Here is a 17092-nt window from a genome sequence, read left to right as displayed (position 1 = left end):
CACTGTGTCCGAAGACACCGTTCGACTTGCATGTGTTAAGCATACCGCCAGCGTTCATCCTGAGCCAGGATCAAACTCTCCGTTTTGTTGTGTTTAGAGTTTGTGGCTCCGAAAAATCTATTTCTCGGAATCCTAGTTATAATTTCGACTATTTCTTTGGTAAATACCAAAGAGAGAATCTATTTGACGAGGATTGGTTATTTCTTACGCTTTCAAAGTATTATGTTTTTTAGGTTCAGCGCGTCGTTGGCTTCTTTCGCCTTCGCACTTAACTAGAGTAGCTAGTCTTTCTCTAGTTTGTCAAGGGGTAAAACAATCTTTTTTCTAATAGGACAAATTGCTTGACTGGCAGTACTTTCAGGGAAATAGGTTAAGCAGCAGGAGATAAACGGAAATAATTGGCTCAATCCTGATGTTGTAATGGTGCAAATTAATAGTTAGTGTCCCCTAAACACCATCTAATCCAGGTTAGGGTATTTAGATCGTGTTTATCTTAACAAGACAGGGGTCAGTCTTGCTGGAGGGATTTATCGCGAATCCAAATGGCCAAACTGTATCTGACCTTTCACAAGATATGGAAAACAAGAGAGCGAAACCTAACCTCCAGCCCCTAACCTTTAAAGGGTTGGGGTACTGACACCGTTACGAAGATAGGCAGCCGTTCATGGTAAGGTTCGTTACAGTGAGTCTAGCGCTGTAGAAGGATTTCACAATCGATAAGGTAGGTAAAGATACGGATTTTATCAAAATTATCAGGAAGAAATTTAAAGAAGTAGGACAAAGAAAAATTATTGCCATAACTCCAAAAATCTAAGTGTGATCGCCATGATAATTGTCCAATCATATTTTTTAACCAGCTGATTTTTATTACATGCTTATAAATCAGGGACTTTTAAAGGATGAAACAGCCCTGGAATAAAAAAAGGGATACTTTGCTTTTTAAAATCTATAAAAATATCTTTGTGTCAATATAAAATCAATAAAATTAGTCAAAAGTAATAATTAAGTTTTAAAATTGGTCGAAACCTAAGTAGGCAAGACCAGACAGAGAAACCCTGACTTCGGTAGGACAAAGCGTATTGCTTGGAGATAACCAGACGATAAGAAGACAAAGTAGAACAAGGTTACACAGATGACTAATACCAGCCCTAATGAACTTTAAAAAAACCTCCCTTGGTACAAATTTTAGATTGAACAGAGAAGTGCGGCAGGTAATATCGCCCATTGACTCTAAACAAATGAATTTTTGATAAAAAGGTAAAAACTAAACTAGGCAATAAATACAGATGATCCGACCGCGTAAGGTCTTTGCTCAGCATTGGCTCAAAAGTGAAAAGGCACTCGACGAGATTATTCAAGCAGCAGAGTGTACAGAAAGCGATCGCATCCTGGAAATTGGACCCGGAACCGGCATTCTGACTCGTCGTTTATTACCCCTAGTGCAATCTCTGGTTGCAGTTGAAATAGACCGCGACTTATGCGAACTATTGGCAAAGCAACTGGGTAAGACTGAAAATTTTTTACTGCTGCAAGGCGATTTTCTCACCCTGGATTTACCATCTCATCTAGCAGCCTTTCCCAATTTCCAAAAGCCAAATAAAGTAGTAGCCAATATTCCTTACAACATTACAGGGCCAATCATCGAGAAACTACTGGGTACGATCGCCAACCCCAATCCCGAACCATTTGACTCAATAGTGTTACTCGTACAAAAAGAAGTAGCAGAAAGGTTGTATGCTAAACCAGGGTCAAAAGCCTTTGGAGCGTTGAGCGTGCGGGTACAGTATTTGGCTGAGTGTGAGTTAATTTGCACCGTTCCAGCGGTCGCATTCCATCCACCGCCAAAAGTTGATTCTGCAATAGTACGATTATGTCCCCGAAAAATAGAAATAGCAGCACTTGACCCAAGACGGTTAGAGAACTTTTTAAAGTTGGGGTTTGGTGCCAAGCGCAAAATGTTACGAAATAATTTGCAATCTGTTATTGAACGCGATCGCCTGATTCACTTACTGGAACAATTAAAAATAAATCCCCAAGCCAGAGCCGAAGACCTCAGTGTTCAGCAATGGGTAATCCTAGCAAATGAGTTAGGAGCTAAAAGTGAGAAGTGAGGAGTTAAGAGTGAACATGTAGATGATTACTTTGATTCAAAACCCAAAATTCACCCATTCACAACTAGCAACCCATAACCCCTAACTTTTAACTTTCAAAATGCGTTCCTACAGCCTAATTGCCCCTGCCAAAATCAACTTGTATCTGGAAATCATTGGCAATCGTCCTGATGGCTATCATGAGTTAGCCATGATACTTCAAAGTATCGGACTTGCAGACCAAATTGATCTGTGTTCCATCAGCATTGACAGCATCCGTGTTCACTGCAACCACCCACAAGTACCGACCGATAAAAGTAATTTGGCATACCGAGCAGCAGAATTAATGGCGAGGCAATTTCCCGAAGCCTTTGCCAAATATGGGGGTGTGGAGATTACCGTCAATAAGCAGATTCCTGTAGCTGCTGGGTTGGCTGGGGGTTCGACGAATGCAGCAGCTGTGTTGATAGGGATAAATTTACTGTGGAAATTGGGATTAACTCAGTCAGAATTAGAGGAGTTGGGAGGCACACTTGGTTCAGATGTACCATTTTGTGTAGCGGGTGGAACTGCGATCGCAACAGGTAGGGGTGAGCAACTTTCTCCCCTGCCGAGTTTAGATAATATATATGTAGTATTGGGGAAATACCGCAGTTTGGAAGTTTCCACGGCTTGGGCATACAAAACCTATCGAGAGCAGTTTGGTAATTCTTATATTAGAGATAGCGATAACTTGGTAGCGCGTGCTAATGCAGTTCATTCAGGAACAATAGTAAAAGCTGTCCTAGATAAAAATGCAGGAGAAATTGCCCAAAAACTGCACAATGATTTAGAGCGCGTGGTATTGCCAGCCTATCCCCAAGTCTTGCAACTGCGAGAAGTATTCGCAAATAAAGAAGGCGTTTTAGGAACAATGATGTCTGGTTCTGGGCCAACAGTATTTGCTCTTTTTGAGTCTCAACAGCAAGCAGAACTAGTTTTGCTGCAAGTAAGGGAAGCAATTCTTGATCAGGACTTAGAATTGTTTGTAACTCGAACAATCACACATGGTATTAAAGTGGCATCGTCTGTTTAAATAATTCTTTTTCGTTAATGAAGTATAGGGAATAAGCAAGAATTATTCCTCATGACCCAATCCAAAATATAAAATCTAAAATGGTATGAGTGAGCAAAATTTAACACCACAAACGGATACTAAAATACAGTCGGCAACGAGTCCGTTACGCTGTTTAACTGGGGCGGTGATTTCTGGAGGAATGGCATATGCAGTGTATTCGCTGATGATTGCGATCGCCACAAATTTCGCTACTAAACCGATCCATTCAATTAATCCATTGGTGGTGAAGATTTCTTCTGCTGTTCGGACTCTGGTTGTTGGTGTAGTTGCTTTAGGAAGCGGGATATTTGGTATAGTAGCAATTGGTTTGTTGGCTTTGGGTGTGCAATTATTAGTACAGGAGTTGACTAAGCAAAAAAGTAGTGAAAACTAATAATTTGCTTTTAATCAGCAACCTAAATACACAAGTTTTTCTAACGAACCACAATTTTTGAGCAATTGTAGCTTCGCGCTTCTGAAGGCTGAAAAATTTGTTGCTGTTTTCTTCAAGTTTTGAAAGAAAGCCCGTGGTGCTGACGAAACTGGCGAGAGAAATCACACGCATTTTGATCGCCCAGTGCAATAGCAATCTGTGTATAGTATAACCTTTGACCTTAACAGATTTTAGGTTGACACTTTATAGACTGGCTTATATTCACAAATTTATGCGGAATTGATACCAGCAACACTGAAATTGATAGCAGCAACATCACTTGTAAGCAAAGTTTATGAACACAACCAAGAGATATTTTTTACCCATTATTTTTATGGCAATGGTTGTCAGCCTCAGCAGTTGTAGTTCTAACCCCACAGTTGGTAATGTTGATAGCGGAACGCCATCCCCTACCCTAACACCGACGAATAGCTTATCGTCTCAGACTCCCAGCCAAATTCCTAGCGTAGCTCAGTTGAGAGAAAAATCTTCCAATCAAGAATCTCCTAAAGAAAATACGCCTTCCTCACTAACTTCTAAAGCTGCTACTAGCAAAACTACCAAAGTCACACTATACACAAGTGATACTCAATGCCAAAAACTAATTCCAGAAAAGGTTTCAATACCAGCCAAGGAACCAGTGAAAAATGTAGTGGGTAAAATCTTAGAAAAACGAGATACAAGCGACTTTAGCTTATCTGGGTATCGTGTCAATATCAAAAATGGCATTGCTACAGTTGATTTGCGAATATCTCCTGAGTCAAAGCGGCAAATAACTTCTCTTTCTAGTTGTGAACAGTTCGCTCTGTTTGGCAGTCTCCGCAAAACCTTAACGAGTAATGCCCAATGGAATATTAAAGAGGTTCGCTTCACCGAGCGAGGTGAGGACATTGTTCTTTAGTTAAATATGGGAGTAAGTGCCGTCATCAGCTAGCTAAAAAATTCCCCAATATGAACAGCCACAGGACTCATACATCAGCAGTTGCCAAAACAGCGTATGTTCTAGCCAATTGAAAACAGTTGTAAATAGTGGTATAATTCATTATAGCCCCAAGTTTATGGCAGCAATTCGCGGGTGTAATTCAGTGGTAGAATCTCACTTTCCCAAGGTGATCGTCGTGGGTTCGAGTCCCATCGCCCGCTTTAAAATAAGAATCTAAGCTACCTATGTGATTGCTGCCGTTAGTACAGCCGATGAGTTTGTTCAGCCAGACTTCACTAGGCGTATTGGCCTACGGAGATCATTACTAGACTGGATATACTACAAGTTGCCGATAAAGCGCCGAGGTTCAATAGACTGATATTTCTATTGGGATAAGGTAGCGACTCCTACCATGCGATCGCTGTTGATATGTGTTGTGAAAGTCTGGCCATAGATTGCCTCTAGTTGAAATCACCTTAAATATATGCTTCAACCATTACTTGATTTACTAGTACAACACGACGGAAATAAGCCAACCATTCCAAATCAACGAAACCCTTATGCTGTATTCATTTTTAATTTTTGGCGTTGCTGAATCATGGGATGATTTTGCCCAATTTAGAAGGAATTTTCAATGGTTTCAACCGCTAATTCATCCCGCATTTATGCAACGCCTAATTTTTAATTTTTAATTTTTGATTCCGCCTTGCGGTACTAGGTTAGGACTGGGATTCGTAGACAAGAAAGCTTGGGTTTGGGGAATACCCTCAAAGATAATTGCAATGCTTAGAAATTCTCCGGCTACAATCCACCCTGATGCAGATAGTCTGCTCGAGCATCGGATTCTTAAGTAAATTTAGGCAGAGCGATGTCTGACGACAGGCCGCTCTGCGTCTGGGCTAATTGCTAACAGCACTTGCGTATAGAACCCGATTAGCAGCTTTAATTAAATCCGTTGCCTTTTCGCCAATCATAATTGTGGGTGCGTTGGTGTTTCCCGTAGTGATAGTTGGCATAATTGAAGCATCCACCACACGCAACCCTTCAACACCATGTACCCGCAGTTCGGAATCTACCACTGAATCGGAGTCTATTCCCATTTTGCAAGTGCCGACAGGATGATATATAGTGTTGCAGGTTTCCCGGATGTAAGCTAGGAGTGCTTCATCACTTTTATGATCAGCACCGGGAGCAGCTTCCTCACCTCGGAACTGATCAAATACATCTGAGTGGAATATCTCTCGAATAATTTTGATCCCAGCAAGCAGCTTTTGTAAATCGGATTCACTTTGAAGATAATTCATCCGAATTATCGGTGAGTCTTTGGGAGAAGCAGAACGCAGAGTGAGACTACCAAGGCTTTGGGGATTAGTCACAGAGACTGAAGCTCCGAATCCTGGGCCTTCGCGGGCATAAGCAGGATGTACCCACAAAACAGGGCCAAAGTGAAACTGTAAATCTGGTGCAACATCTAAACGCTCTTCAGTATGTATGAACAATCCAGCTTCTGCGACATTGCTAGTTGGGGCAAGTTGCATATCCTGAGTGGCTTGGTGTGCCACGACAACTTGAAGATGATCTTGGAGATTCTGACCGACACCAGGCAAATCAATGACTACAGGAATGTCTAGTGATCGCAGCTGTTCTGCATTCCCAATCCCAGAGAGCATCAGCAGTTTGGGCGAATCGAAGGCGCCAGCAGAAAGAATCACTTCTTGATTCACAAAAGTTTGGTGTATCGTTCCCTGGTGCAGATACTCCACTCCAATAGTGCGTGTTCCCTCAAACAGTAACCGAGTCACTAATGCACTAGTAGTGACTGTTAAATTGGGGCGTTTAAGAATTGGCAATAGAAATGCCGTAGCCGTACTGTGTCGCTTACCATCTTTGACTGTCAACTGATAAAGTCCGGCTCCCTGCTGTTGTACGTTATTGAAATCAGGATTGTGCCCATAGCCAAGTGCAGCCGCTGCTTCGACAAACTTTTGTGATGTTACGCCTGGAGCAATGGGATCTGTCACACTCAATAATCCATCAACCCCATGAAATTCTGATACACCACGCTGCTGGTTTTCAGATTTCTTGAAGTATGGCAGCACATCTTGGTAACTCCAACCCGGATTTCCTAACTCCTGCCAGTGGTCATAATCATGCCGACTGCCTCGAATATAAATCATGGCGTTGATCGAACTACTGCCACCTAAGACTTTCCCGCGCGGACAATAGATTTTGCGGTTATTTAAGTGTGGTTCTTCTTCCGTAAAATATGCCCAGTCCGCTTCAGTGCCCCATAGTTTTATCCAGTCTGAAGGAACTTGATGCTCTGGTAAGTTAGCCGGATTGCCTGCTTCGAGTAATAACACAGTAGTTTTACCGTCTTCTGTTAGACGATTGGCGACAACACAGCCCGCCGAGCCTGCACCAATGACAATATAATCATATTTACTCATAATATTCTTCTTGTTAATCACAAAATTCCTAGAAAAATACTTTTTTGATCATATAGTTCTATGACTGCAATATTTTCTCTTTGTCTCTCAACTAAAAGAATAAGTCCAAGTTAGCTAGTCCAGTATCGTCATGAGCGGAAACTACATTTCCAATTTTGGAAATAGGAGTCATGCGATCGCGCTGGCTGAGTCCTATAGATAGCCAATTGCTTACAGCTAATGGTAAAAAACAATTAGCTATTCGCAATTAGCACTATGGCAAATTTTCTCCAACCGCCAAGGTTACGCATTGGTGAAGACACTCAAGAAGAACGACGCGCCACTTGGCTAGAACTGTTTTATGATTTGGTTTTTGTAGTTGCAGTTTCTCAACTCGCCCACAATCTCAACGAGGATATCTCTCCATTAGGATTATTTGGGTTTATAGTTTTATTTATACCAGTTTGGTGGTCATGGATTGGCACTACATTCTACGCCAACCGCTTTGACAGCGATGATGTGGGACATCGGCTACTGATTGGTATACAAATGCTGACAGCAGCAGCAATGGCGATTAATATCCACCACGGTTTGGGTGAGAGTTCTCCTGGTTTTGCCATTTCCTATGCTCTCGGTCGGGCTGTGCTGGTAATAGAGTACGTCCGGGCTGGAAGACATATCCCTTTTGCACGTCCTTTGACCACTCGCTACGCTATTGGTTTTGCGATCGCAGCCTTACTTTGGTTAATATCAGCATTTGTACCTATTACTTGGCGATTTGGACTTTGGGCACTGGGAATCATTATTGACTTTACTACACCCCTAATAGCACGCAAGTTTCAGATCGGGTTACTTCCCCACGCCTCGCACTTACCGGAACGTTTCGGGTTATTTACCATTATTGTCTTGGGCGAAGCAGTGATTGCAGTAGTCAATGGTGTTTCTGAGCAAAAATGGGATACTTTAACCGTGATTTCTGGCGTGTTTGGTTTAATTATCGCTTTTAGCTGGTGGTGGGTCTATTTTGACAACCTGGGTGGCACACCCATTCAGATAGCGCGGACACATGGAAGAGTTGGTGTTGTCAATCTTTGGCTCTACACCCATTTACCGCTAGTGATTGGGATTGCTGCTGCTGGAGTTGGTGTAGAACAAATCTTGTTGAGTAAGCCAACTTTAGCACTACCCGATTCCCAGCGATGGCTCATCTGTGGTTCAGTAGCATTATGCTCTCTAGCTGTCAGCATTCTCCACAGATTTGGGGTGATTCGTTATTGCAAAATTCGTTCCCAGTATCGACTTGGAGGTGCTATTGTGCTGCTAGCGATCGCTATCTTAGGCAAAGGTTTGTTACCTGTTGCGATCATTGCCCTTGTCGCTGTAGTTTCTGCTGGGCAAGTAGTTCAAGACTTGCATCAGAGTCGTCCTACTACCCGCTTGGTTGACCCAGAAATCTAGATCATTGCGTAGTGGCGCACAGCTGTGCGCCACTACGACGTATGCACATAATTTAAATATGAGGTCTTATTTTAAACGCATCTATCCTATAGAGTATTTTTTAATTAACAATTAATGAATATTTATATAGTTATTTAAAGATAATGTAATCTTAGCATTCAAACGCGATGCTGTAAAGCTGAGAACACAACGCATTGCCGTCTCTCGGAGGTGACAGAAGCAAAGGGGGAATGTCAAGATTAGCAGATGCACCTTTGGTTAATTAAGTCAAGTGACTGAAATATTTATTAATATTATTAATAGATAAGTGTAAATTCAGCGTCAGGAGTCAGAAAAATTCCCAATGCCAGGTATTTCACATCAATCACTAAATTTCTTACCAACGCAACAGAAGCTCATGAACGACCAAAAACCATCAAACTCTAAAGAATTCGTCGGAAATCTCAAGAATGGGATTTGGCTGTTTGGACTGTCATCCTGGGTATTTGGCATTACCGATCGCAGTATTGCTTCATTTGCAGATGGCTATCTATCTGCTTTGGATTTAACGCAACTATTCACAGCAGCTACGTTCTTTGTGGCGTGGCTATTTTTAAAACCGACATCCAGAGTTTAAGATTGGCGACTGGTTAAGTGTCGAGTCACTTTTCACGCTAGTTATATCAAGATTCAGAAAGTTATCTAAAGGAGAACACTTTTGAGCGCTATAAGGGGTGCGCCACAGAATGTATCGATGCTTTTGCATTCAGAACAATCGGGGTAATTCTGTAAAATCTCAGAATTACCCTGATTTCTAGTTTTCACTAAATAATCCAAGTTGATAGTTATGAAAAACGGCAACAGAGGATACGTATGTAAATTTTTAATCTAATTATGATCACTAAATTCTATTTTTTTCTTTTTTACAGCAGTTTTCATCTATTTGAACCACATTTGTCGTAGGGGCGCAACGCCTTGCGCCCCTACCGCGTGGTCTATTTACCTGAAAATAGCTGTAAGTCAAAGTTATAGCTCAATACAGTTCAGTTAAGGATAATTGTAGGTTGGGTTGAATGTAGACGCCAGAGGCGGCTTAAGGCAGGGTAGTCAAACTCAACAAATGCCTTTGAGTTATAAGTTCTTTTATTTGGGTGTATCTAGAAAAATTTTTCTAATTTTCCGGAATTAGTTATGCTCAGGTGGTAGTCTCTATCAGACTACGGATTTATACTGAAACTCTATAACTAACCTTCGGGGAATATAACCCCATTTCGGATTAAAAGCCCGGCCATCAAGGCCGGGCTTTTGACAAGGAATTAAAAAAATTAGGGTAACTCTAGAAAATCCCAGAATTACCCCGAATTTTAAAAGTTAGAAGTTAGGAGTTGTTCTTAACTCTTAACTGCTCGTTAAATTAGGCAAACGCAGCGGTTGTTACATCGTTATTCGATAGAATTTCTTGCAATTCTTCAGCGTCTACCGTTTCTTTATCAACCAACATTTGCGCTATGTGATCTAAAATGTGGCGGTTACGCACCAACACTTCTTTAGCGCGTGTATAGGCTACATCCACAAGTTTGCGAACTTCTTCATCAATAGCAGCAGCGGTTTCTTCAGAAAAATCACGCTCTGACATAATATCCCGTCCGAGGAACATGTTACCTTGCTGACGACCAAGGGCAACTGGGCCTAAGCGATCGCTCATCCCAAATCTGGTAATCATCTGACGCGCAACTCGTGCTACTTGTTGCAAGTCGTTGGAAGCACCAGTGGTCACTTCTTCTTCACCAAAGATTAATTCTTCAGCAATTCGACCACCCAAAGCCACAGCCATCTGATTTTCCAGATAAGCGCGGCTGTACAAACCAGTGTCCATCCGGTCTTCGCTGGGGGTAAACCAAGTTAAACCACCTGCGCGACCGCGAGGGATAATGCTAATTTTCTGCACAGGATCGTAGTCTGGCATTAAAGCACCAACTAAGGCGTGACCAGCTTCGTGATATGCCACCAAGGTTTTGCGCTTTTCGCTCATTACCCGGTCTTTCTTCTCTGGCCCAGCTAATACGCGATCAATGGCGTCGTTGATTTCATCCATCGAAATTTCAGTCAAATTCCGGCGTGCTGCCAGAATTGCGGCTTCATTCAGCAGGTTGGATAAATCTGCGCCAGTAAATCCGGGGGTACGACGCGCAATTTTATCCAAGTCCACATCTTTCGCCAAGGTTTTGCCACGGGCGTGAACCTTCAAGATTTCGCTGCGTCCGGCATAGTCGGGACGGTCTACCACAACTTGACGGTCAAAGCGACCAGGACGTAACAATGCTGCATCTAAGACATCAGGACGGTTGGTAGCGGCAATAATGATGATGCCTGTGTTGCCTTCAAAGCCGTCCATTTCCGTGAGCAACTGGTTGAGGGTTTGTTCCCGCTCATCGTTACCACCACCTAAACCTGCACCCCGCTGACGACCTACGGCGTCAATTTCATCAATGAAGACGATACAGGGAGCATTGGTCTTAGCTTGTTCAAATAAATCGCGGACGCGGGATGCACCCACACCTACGAACATTTCGACAAATTCCGAACCGGAGATCGAGAAGAAGGGTACACCTGCTTCACCTGCTACAGCACGAGCTAAGAGGGTTTTACCTGTACCAGGAGGGCCAACTAACAGCACACCTTTAGGAATTTTTGCACCAACTGCGGTAAAGCGATCGGCGTTTTTCAGAAAGTCTACGACTTCGTTTAATTCCAACTTGGCTTGGTCAATACCAGCAACATCGCCAAATGTCACCTGAGTTTGTGGTTCCATTTGGACTCTGGCTTTAGATTTGCCAAAGTTCATCGCTTGGCTACCTGGGCCACTTTGAGCGCGACGTAGCAAGAAGAATAAGCCAACCAAAAGCAATACAGGAAAAAATAAGCTGCTTAGTGCCTTAAACCAAAATCCTTCATCGCTTTGGGGCAAAACAGAAATATCAACACCTTTTGAAGTCAGAGTATTGATCAGGTCTGGATCGTTGACTAAGGTCACAATGCGTTTATTTCCGTCATATTTGGCTGTAACCAGTGCTGTAGAGCGATCTGCACTCAAACTGACTTTTTCTACTCTGCCTTGTTGAACTTCTTGAATAAATCGGCTATATCGCCATGTCTCTCTGCTTTGAGGTTGTTTGTCAAAAAATGCTGTTCCCAGCGCAATGACGACAATAAACAGCAGCGCATACAGCCCTGCATTTCTCCATCTTTTATTCACTAAGGTCTATCCTCCGGTATTTTTCGTGCGTTAGCTCTCAGTGGGCGCTTTGCGCCATCGCCTAGCGTCTCTGTTTGGAGAGGTCATTATTAAGAATTATGTTAACTTATCTTAAGTGTAACAAAGTGGCGTGGCTATGATGCTACAAAAAGCTCCCTTATTTGCAGAAAACTAGAATGGTAGGGATCATATTGTAGCGACCCTGTGTGCTGATTAACGGTATGAATGGGAATAATTTCTACCACACTATTAGTGTAGGCGATCGCTTTAAATCTCTGGACTAACTCCACCGTCCAAGGTTCCTCTCGCATCGGCTGCTGGTGGTTTTGCAACCAGTTTACAAGTTGCGATCGCATAATTCCTGGCAAAATTCCTGCCTCCTTTGGCGGCGTCCACCAACTGCGATCGTACCATCCCCAAAGGTTGCCTGTGCTGGTTTCTAGCCAATTTCCTTGGGCATCGACTAATATTGCTTCTTGAGCATCTAAGCTAGTTTTTGCCAGCCAAGCACTCAAATAGTTTCCGGTTTTATGAGAGGGGAGAGAGCGATAAAATTCAGAACTAGCAACGGCGCATACAACGCCAGTTTTTTGTTTTTCTCTCAAATCCTCTGGTAAGAATCTGCCAGTTATCCATTCCCGTCCATCGGGAAAAAGGGTAATTCTGAGAACGGGGAAGTGGACGAGGAGAATTTGGGCACCTTGACGCACACGCCTCCAGTCTGGTTGCTGCCAACCAAAAGATTGTACTGAGAAAAGTAGGCGATCGCAGTGTGCTTGCCAATTAGTTAAATTACTATCTAGCGAGTTCTGATAAACCCGCAACGTTGTAAAAACAGTCGCACCATAAAGTAAACCCGGATCATTAATGTCTAACTCTAAAATTCGGGACTCAATTAATTTGCCGCTATACCAAAAAACATCATTTTTCACAACCAGATTGCTTCTCGCTACAACTCTATTCCAAAGTGATGACTTGTAATGCTCATGCGCTGCATGAGATAAAACCTGTGAGCGGCAAATCGCTGAACACCAGAATCAAGACTCAGGTGTTCACAGCCATGATTTATTGCATATTCAATTAGCCACTGAAATAACTGTTTACCATAACTTTGTGACCGTTTTAACTCATCAACAACTAAGTCATCAATATATAAAAACTTTCCTGATGCTAAACAAGTATAAATGCGAAATCCAGCCACTGCCACAGCTTGCTGCTCTACTTCCAAGAATACAAGTTGATATCCTTCTTTCATTTGATATCGAACTTGTTCTACAAACTTAGCCTGCTCAAGGTGAGGACGCAACTGGGACATAACAGGAAAACACTTTAATATTTGAAAGTCCGATTCTCCTAATTGAATTGACATCAGTATTCTTCCTGAAAATATGATGCGTACTTATATGATTTTCTCAAGTTATCGAGAAGATCACAATTTTGCAAAAGTTTCTTTATCTTGTATGAAAATGCTATGAATAATAATTTAATCCTTTGGGGGAAATAAAATTTTATGAGTACCTTCAGGAGTTATAATTACTTTTCCTCCTAACTTTTCGATTTCCCTAATTACTCGTTTTCGAGTTTTTTCATCAACTTGATTATTTAAAACCATTGACCAGGTAGAAATTTGAGCATATTTACTGTTAGGGTTTCGACTCAAAAATTCCGCAGTTTTTTGGGAAGTATTAGCTATAAACTGACTCTCTGCATCTGAAAAGTTACTAGCCCAGTTTGCCGCTGTTGCAAAAGACTTTTGGGCAGCTTGAGCATTGCCTAAAAATAATAACTCATCAATTCCTTTGTTACGCCACACGTAATAAGACTTTTCAGGAACGAAGGGAGATAGTGATTTTAAGCCTTTCTCTGATAGTGCGATCGCACGTTCTGGCATAGCAGCATACAATGAAGTACTGATCGAAAGACTGCGATACGCTTCTAAAAATCGCGGGTCACGTTCTAGAATGACTTCAAAATATTCGGGACTTAAACTATAACCTGTTTTATCCCGAACTTGATCATCTCCAAAATATTGTAAAAAATTGATATATACCAAATCTGCAATGAAATTATTATAACCAAAAGTAGGCATTTTTTTAAGGAAATTCAGACGGAGATTTTCTGATTTTATTTCTTTCTCTAGAGTTTCTAAAGAGGCAGATTGTTTGCTATTTATCAGTTTTTGTAATTGGGGGAATTGAATCAAGCCAACTCCTAAAATACACACACAAATTACAAAAGGTGTAGCAATGACTTTACGCGACAACAACATATTTTTCTTGTCTTCCCAGGCAGAAGCAACTCATTGTATATAATATACTTCTTGGAAAATTACTCAGCTATATAGTTACAGTCGCTTACACCGGAGAGTATCCAAGGCCTTTCATCTGGCATTTGCGGCTGATAATCGTCCTGCGGTGGATGCTTTTTATCAACAAGTGATCGCTTTCAAAGCTAAGGACGATGGCAAGCCTGAATTGCGTTCTCATTACCACCCCAATTATTATGCCGCTTTTATGATTGATCCTGACGGATATCGCATAGAAGCTGTTTGTCATCAACCAGCTTAATTTGTTGTTTGTCATTTGTGATTCTTACCCTGCTCTCCTTGCTCTTATTCCGGTAAACCCCCTATCCGCATCAAATCCAATTCCCGTTCAAATATTTGATCAATTGGCAACATTTGACCATCAACAGTCATAAATTTATGGTCTTTTGTTGCCCGAATCACTGAACCATCTTCCAAGCAATATTCAAACACCTCTTGTTGTCCGCGATCGTGCCACTGTGCTATAGGTTGTGTGTAAATATTTCCATTATTATCAACGCTGTACACAGTACATTCAATGAGTTTTTCTACAATTTCTCCAATCGGCATTAATCCATATTCTACTGTCAATATTTCCGTGTCATAGCTTAAACAATATTCAGCAAACTTCAACATTTGCTCAAATAATTCATCCGCAACTTTTTTCTGAACACCATTTTTAGCTGCACCATCCACGAATTTTTCTCGCTGCTTTTGCATTTCAGAAACTTTCTTTTTACCCATCGCCCGACGCAGCAAGTCAGCTTGTCCTAAGGAATATCCAGCCATATCCTGAGCAATTTTCATGATTTGCTCTTGATAGACCATAATTCCATAAGTTTCATCTAATATTGGTTCCAGAATGGTGTGTTGATAATCAATATTTTCTCGCCCGTGTTTGCGGTTGATAAATTTAGGAATCAATCCCGCATCTAATGGGCCCGGTCGATAAAGTGCCAAAATTGAAGAAATATCTTCTATATTAGAAGGTTTCAAATCTCGCACAATCTGACGCATTCCAGAAGATTCTAATTGAAATATCCCTTCTAACTCACCTGCTTCTAATAGTTCATAAGTTTTTTGCACATCTTTTGGCAGTGTGGTATGTTCACCTTTAGCTAATATCTTTTGGGCTTTTCTCTCTTGGTGGGTGATTTCATCAGGATCAACACGATATCCTTTAGTTTCTTGAATTAAATCAAGGGTATTTTGAATTAGCGTCAGGTTCCGTAAACCCAGAAAATCCATTTTCAACAAACCCATTGATTCCAGGTCTTCCATGAAATACTGGGTAATCACGGAACCATCATTATTCTTCTGTAGCGGGACAATTTCATCAAGTGGATCGGCAGAAATTACCACACCTGCTGCATGAACACCAAAAGTTTTGTTAGTTCCTTCAATTCGCATCGCCATATCAAGCCAATGGCGAATATGCGGTTCTTTATCATATTTATCTTTAAACTGTGGTTCTGGGGTTTCATTAGAAATCATCACCTTGAGTTTCGTTGGTTTTCCCCGCACTACAGGAATTAATTTCGCCATTTTGTCAGCTTCCCCGTAGGGAATATTCAACACTCTGGCGACATCTTTCAAAACTGCTTTAGAAGTTAGGCGGTTAAAGGTAATAATTTGGGCAACTTTATCTGCACCATATTTATCAGTTACATATTCAATAACTTTATCTCTTTGTTCAATACAGAAATCCGTATCAATATCAGGCATGGATTTCCGTTCTGGGTTCAAAAAACGCTCAAATAGTAGCCCATGATGCACAGGGTCAATGTTGGTAATTCGCATCGCATAGGCAACTAATGAACCAGCCGCCGAACCCCGACCGGGCCCCACAGGAATGTTATTATCTCTAGCAAATTTGATGTAATCCCATACAACTAAAAAGTATTTGGAAAAACCCATCTGCTGAATCATTTTTAGTTCGTATTCCAATCTTTCTTTATAGACGGAATCAACCTCATTGCGTGATTTCCGATTTAACCGTTCTAAAAGTCCGTTCCATGCAACATCTTCGGCGTAAGTGTCAGCAGTATGACCAGAGGGAATCGGGGGTGTAGGGATCTGAGGCTCACCCATAATATAGTAAGGCTCGACTTTATCAGCGACTTCTTCTGTAGTGGCGATCGCTTCTGCAATCACATCATCTGGCAAATGGTCACGAAATAGCTGCTGCATCTCCTCACCAGATTTGAGGTACTCTGTGCCACTATAACGCATCCGCTTATCTTCAATAATTAGCTTGCCAGTCTGAATACATAGCAAAGCATCGTGGGCTTCAACGTCAAAACAAGAAATAAAATGAGAATCATTGGTAGCAACAAATTTAATCCCTAGTTCCCGCGCAATTTTGACTATTTCAACATTAACAATCCGGTCTTCCTGTGAGCCGTGGTCTTGAATTTCTAGATAATAATCATCACCAAATACATCTTTATACCACTGAGCAATTTTTCTGGCTGCATCTGGTCTATTACTAAGAATTGCTTGGGGAATTTCTCCACCCAAACAAGCACTGGTGACAATCAACCCTTCATGATATTCTTTTAGTAAATCTTTATTAATACAAGGACGAGAAAAAATTCCTTTGCCTTGAACACCTTTGAGGTGAGAAATTGTGGTTAATTTGACTAAATTTTTGTAACCTTTGGTATTTTTAGCTAAAACGACTTGATGATATTTCGGACGGCGTTCTTGTTTTTCAATATCGCCATTAATTATATACATTTCATTGCCGATAATCGGCTTAATATTTTGACTACGGCAGATTTTGATCAGTTCAATGGCCCCATACATGACGCCATGATCAGTAAGGGCGATCGCTTTCATCCCCAGTGCGATCGCTTGATCCACCAACTCTGGTAGCTGACTTGCCCCATCGAGCAGACTGTAGTCACTGTGAATATGTAAAGGGACAAAGGACATAAGCATCTCCAACCACAAGCCAAGATATCTCTAGGGGCCTACCTTGTGGTATACCCTTTCGAGCTAGATTTTGCAAAGCAACGGAATCTTAGATTAACAGTTTTTAACCAAAATTCAAGCTGTTCTTTTTCCGAAATTGTCACTATCATAAGTGTTGTTTTAATAGTTACAGCAGTTAATCAGCATC

Annotated in this window: 12 protein-coding genes, 1 tRNA gene, 1 rRNA gene and 1 pseudogene; 7 read left to right on the top strand and 8 right to left on the bottom strand. The window is 41.5% G+C overall.

The features are described 5' to 3' along the window. Positions 1-86 (bottom strand): 16S ribosomal RNA (locus V7K40_RS29760); the annotation flags it as partial. A 1200-nt stretch (positions 87-1286) separates the two neighbouring features. On the opposite strand from V7K40_RS29760, the gene rsmA reads away from it, so the two are divergent. The 3 genes from rsmA (at position 1287) to V7K40_RS29745 (ending at position 3580) form a co-directional block, all read left to right on the top strand. Next, positions 1287-2111, top strand: coding sequence for a 16S rRNA (adenine(1518)-N(6)/adenine(1519)-N(6))-dimethyltransferase RsmA (rsmA, locus tag V7K40_RS29755; RefSeq protein ID WP_334966181.1), 825 nt, complete (start codon positions 1287-1289; stop codon positions 2109-2111). Positions 2112-2211: 100 nt separating this feature from the next. Next, positions 2212-3165, top strand: a complete 954-nt coding sequence (ispE, locus tag V7K40_RS29750) for a 4-(cytidine 5'-diphospho)-2-C-methyl-D-erythritol kinase (RefSeq protein WP_334966179.1) — start codon at positions 2212-2214, stop codon at positions 3163-3165. 85 nt (positions 3166-3250) lie between these two features. Further along, positions 3251-3580, top strand: a complete 330-nt coding sequence (locus V7K40_RS29745; RefSeq protein ID WP_334966177.1) for a DUF3082 domain-containing protein — start codon at positions 3251-3253, stop codon at positions 3578-3580. A 14-nt stretch (positions 3581-3594) separates the two neighbouring features. Here V7K40_RS29745 and V7K40_RS29740 read toward each other — a convergent pair. Further along, positions 3595-3779, bottom strand: a pseudogene (locus V7K40_RS29740) (response regulator); the annotation flags it as partial. A 135-nt stretch (positions 3780-3914) separates the two neighbouring features. Between V7K40_RS29740 and V7K40_RS29735 the strand changes: the two are divergent. After that, positions 3915-4520 (top strand): sporulation/spore germination protein, encoded by a 606-nt coding sequence (locus tag V7K40_RS29735; protein ID WP_334966176.1) that lies wholly within the window; start codon positions 3915-3917, stop codon positions 4518-4520. A 170-nt stretch (positions 4521-4690) separates the two neighbouring features. Then, positions 4691-4762 (top strand) — tRNA-Gly (locus tag V7K40_RS29730). Positions 4763-5440: 678 nt separating this feature from the next. On the opposite strand, the gene V7K40_RS29725 is transcribed toward V7K40_RS29730, so the two are convergent. Further along, positions 5441-6991, bottom strand: a complete 1551-nt coding sequence (locus V7K40_RS29725; RefSeq protein WP_334966174.1) for a GMC family oxidoreductase N-terminal domain-containing protein — start codon at positions 6989-6991, stop codon at positions 5441-5443. A gap of 255 nt (positions 6992-7246) precedes the next feature. Here V7K40_RS29725 and V7K40_RS29720 point away from each other — a divergent pair, with 255 nt between their 5' ends. Next, positions 7247-8428: a low temperature requirement protein A gene (locus V7K40_RS29720; protein ID WP_334966172.1), complete on the top strand. Its 1182-nt coding sequence runs from the start codon at positions 7247-7249 to the stop codon at positions 8426-8428. Positions 8429-8825: 397 nt separating this feature from the next. Then, complete coding sequence (locus tag V7K40_RS29715; RefSeq protein WP_334966170.1) at positions 8826-9044, top strand: hypothetical protein; 219 nt, start codon at positions 8826-8828, stop codon at positions 9042-9044. Between the two features lie 777 nt (positions 9045-9821). Here the strand turns inward: V7K40_RS29715 and ftsH3 are convergent. The 5 genes from ftsH3 to V7K40_RS29690 form a co-directional block, all read right to left on the bottom strand. Then, positions 9822-11663, bottom strand: coding sequence for an ATP-dependent zinc metalloprotease FtsH3 (gene ftsH3, locus V7K40_RS29710; protein ID WP_334966168.1), 1842 nt, complete (start codon positions 11661-11663; stop codon positions 9822-9824). Between the two features lie 134 nt (positions 11664-11797). Then, positions 11798-12595, bottom strand: a complete 798-nt coding sequence (locus V7K40_RS29705; RefSeq protein WP_334966166.1) for an aminotransferase class IV — start codon at positions 12593-12595, stop codon at positions 11798-11800. Between the two features lie 17 nt (positions 12596-12612). After that, on the bottom strand, positions 12613-13032 hold the full coding sequence (locus tag V7K40_RS29700) for a GNAT family N-acetyltransferase (protein ID WP_334966164.1): 420 nt from the start codon (positions 13030-13032) through the stop codon (positions 12613-12615). Positions 13033-13146: 114 nt separating this feature from the next. Beyond that, complete coding sequence (locus V7K40_RS29695; protein ID WP_334966162.1) at positions 13147-13932, bottom strand: hypothetical protein; 786 nt, start codon at positions 13930-13932, stop codon at positions 13147-13149. A gap of 342 nt (positions 13933-14274) precedes the next feature. Next, complete coding sequence (locus tag V7K40_RS29690; RefSeq protein WP_334966160.1) at positions 14275-16905, bottom strand: DNA polymerase III subunit alpha; 2631 nt, start codon at positions 16903-16905, stop codon at positions 14275-14277. Positions 16906-17092: the final 187 nt, after the last annotated feature.

The organism is Nostoc sp. (genome assembly GCF_036917195.1).
Taxonomy (GTDB): Bacteria; Cyanobacteriota; Cyanobacteriia; order Cyanobacteriales; family Nostocaceae; genus Nostoc.
Note: the sequence above shows the minus strand (reverse complement) of the source record. Positions and strands in the feature narration are given on the sequence as shown.

What these genes read in the sequence shown, in the direction of transcription:
- rsmA (WP_334966181.1), top strand. Translation starts at nt 1,287, where the DNA reads ATGATCCGACCGCGTAAGGTCTTTGCTCAGCATTGGCTCAAAAGTGAA.
- ispE (WP_334966179.1), top strand. Translation starts at nt 2,212, where the DNA reads ATGCGTTCCTACAGCCTAATTGCCCCTGCCAAAATCAACTTGTATCTG.
- V7K40_RS29745 (WP_334966177.1), top strand. Translation starts at nt 3,251, where the DNA reads ATGAGTGAGCAAAATTTAACACCACAAACGGATACTAAAATACAGTCG.
- V7K40_RS29735 (WP_334966176.1), top strand. Translation starts at nt 3,915, where the DNA reads ATGAACACAACCAAGAGATATTTTTTACCCATTATTTTTATGGCAATG.
- V7K40_RS29725 (WP_334966174.1), bottom strand. Translation starts at nt 6,991, where the DNA reads ATGAGTAAATATGATTATATTGTCATTGGTGCAGGCTCGGCGGGCTGT.
- V7K40_RS29720 (WP_334966172.1), top strand. Translation starts at nt 7,247, where the DNA reads ATGGCAAATTTTCTCCAACCGCCAAGGTTACGCATTGGTGAAGACACT.
- V7K40_RS29715 (WP_334966170.1), top strand. Translation starts at nt 8,826, where the DNA reads ATGAACGACCAAAAACCATCAAACTCTAAAGAATTCGTCGGAAATCTC.
- V7K40_RS29700 (WP_334966164.1), bottom strand. Translation starts at nt 13,032, where the DNA reads ATGTCAATTCAATTAGGAGAATCGGACTTTCAAATATTAAAGTGTTTT.
- V7K40_RS29695 (WP_334966162.1), bottom strand. Translation starts at nt 13,932, where the DNA reads ATGTTGTTGTCGCGTAAAGTCATTGCTACACCTTTTGTAATTTGTGTG.
- V7K40_RS29690 (WP_334966160.1), bottom strand. Translation starts at nt 16,905, where the DNA reads ATGTCCTTTGTCCCTTTACATATTCACAGTGACTACAGTCTGCTCGAT.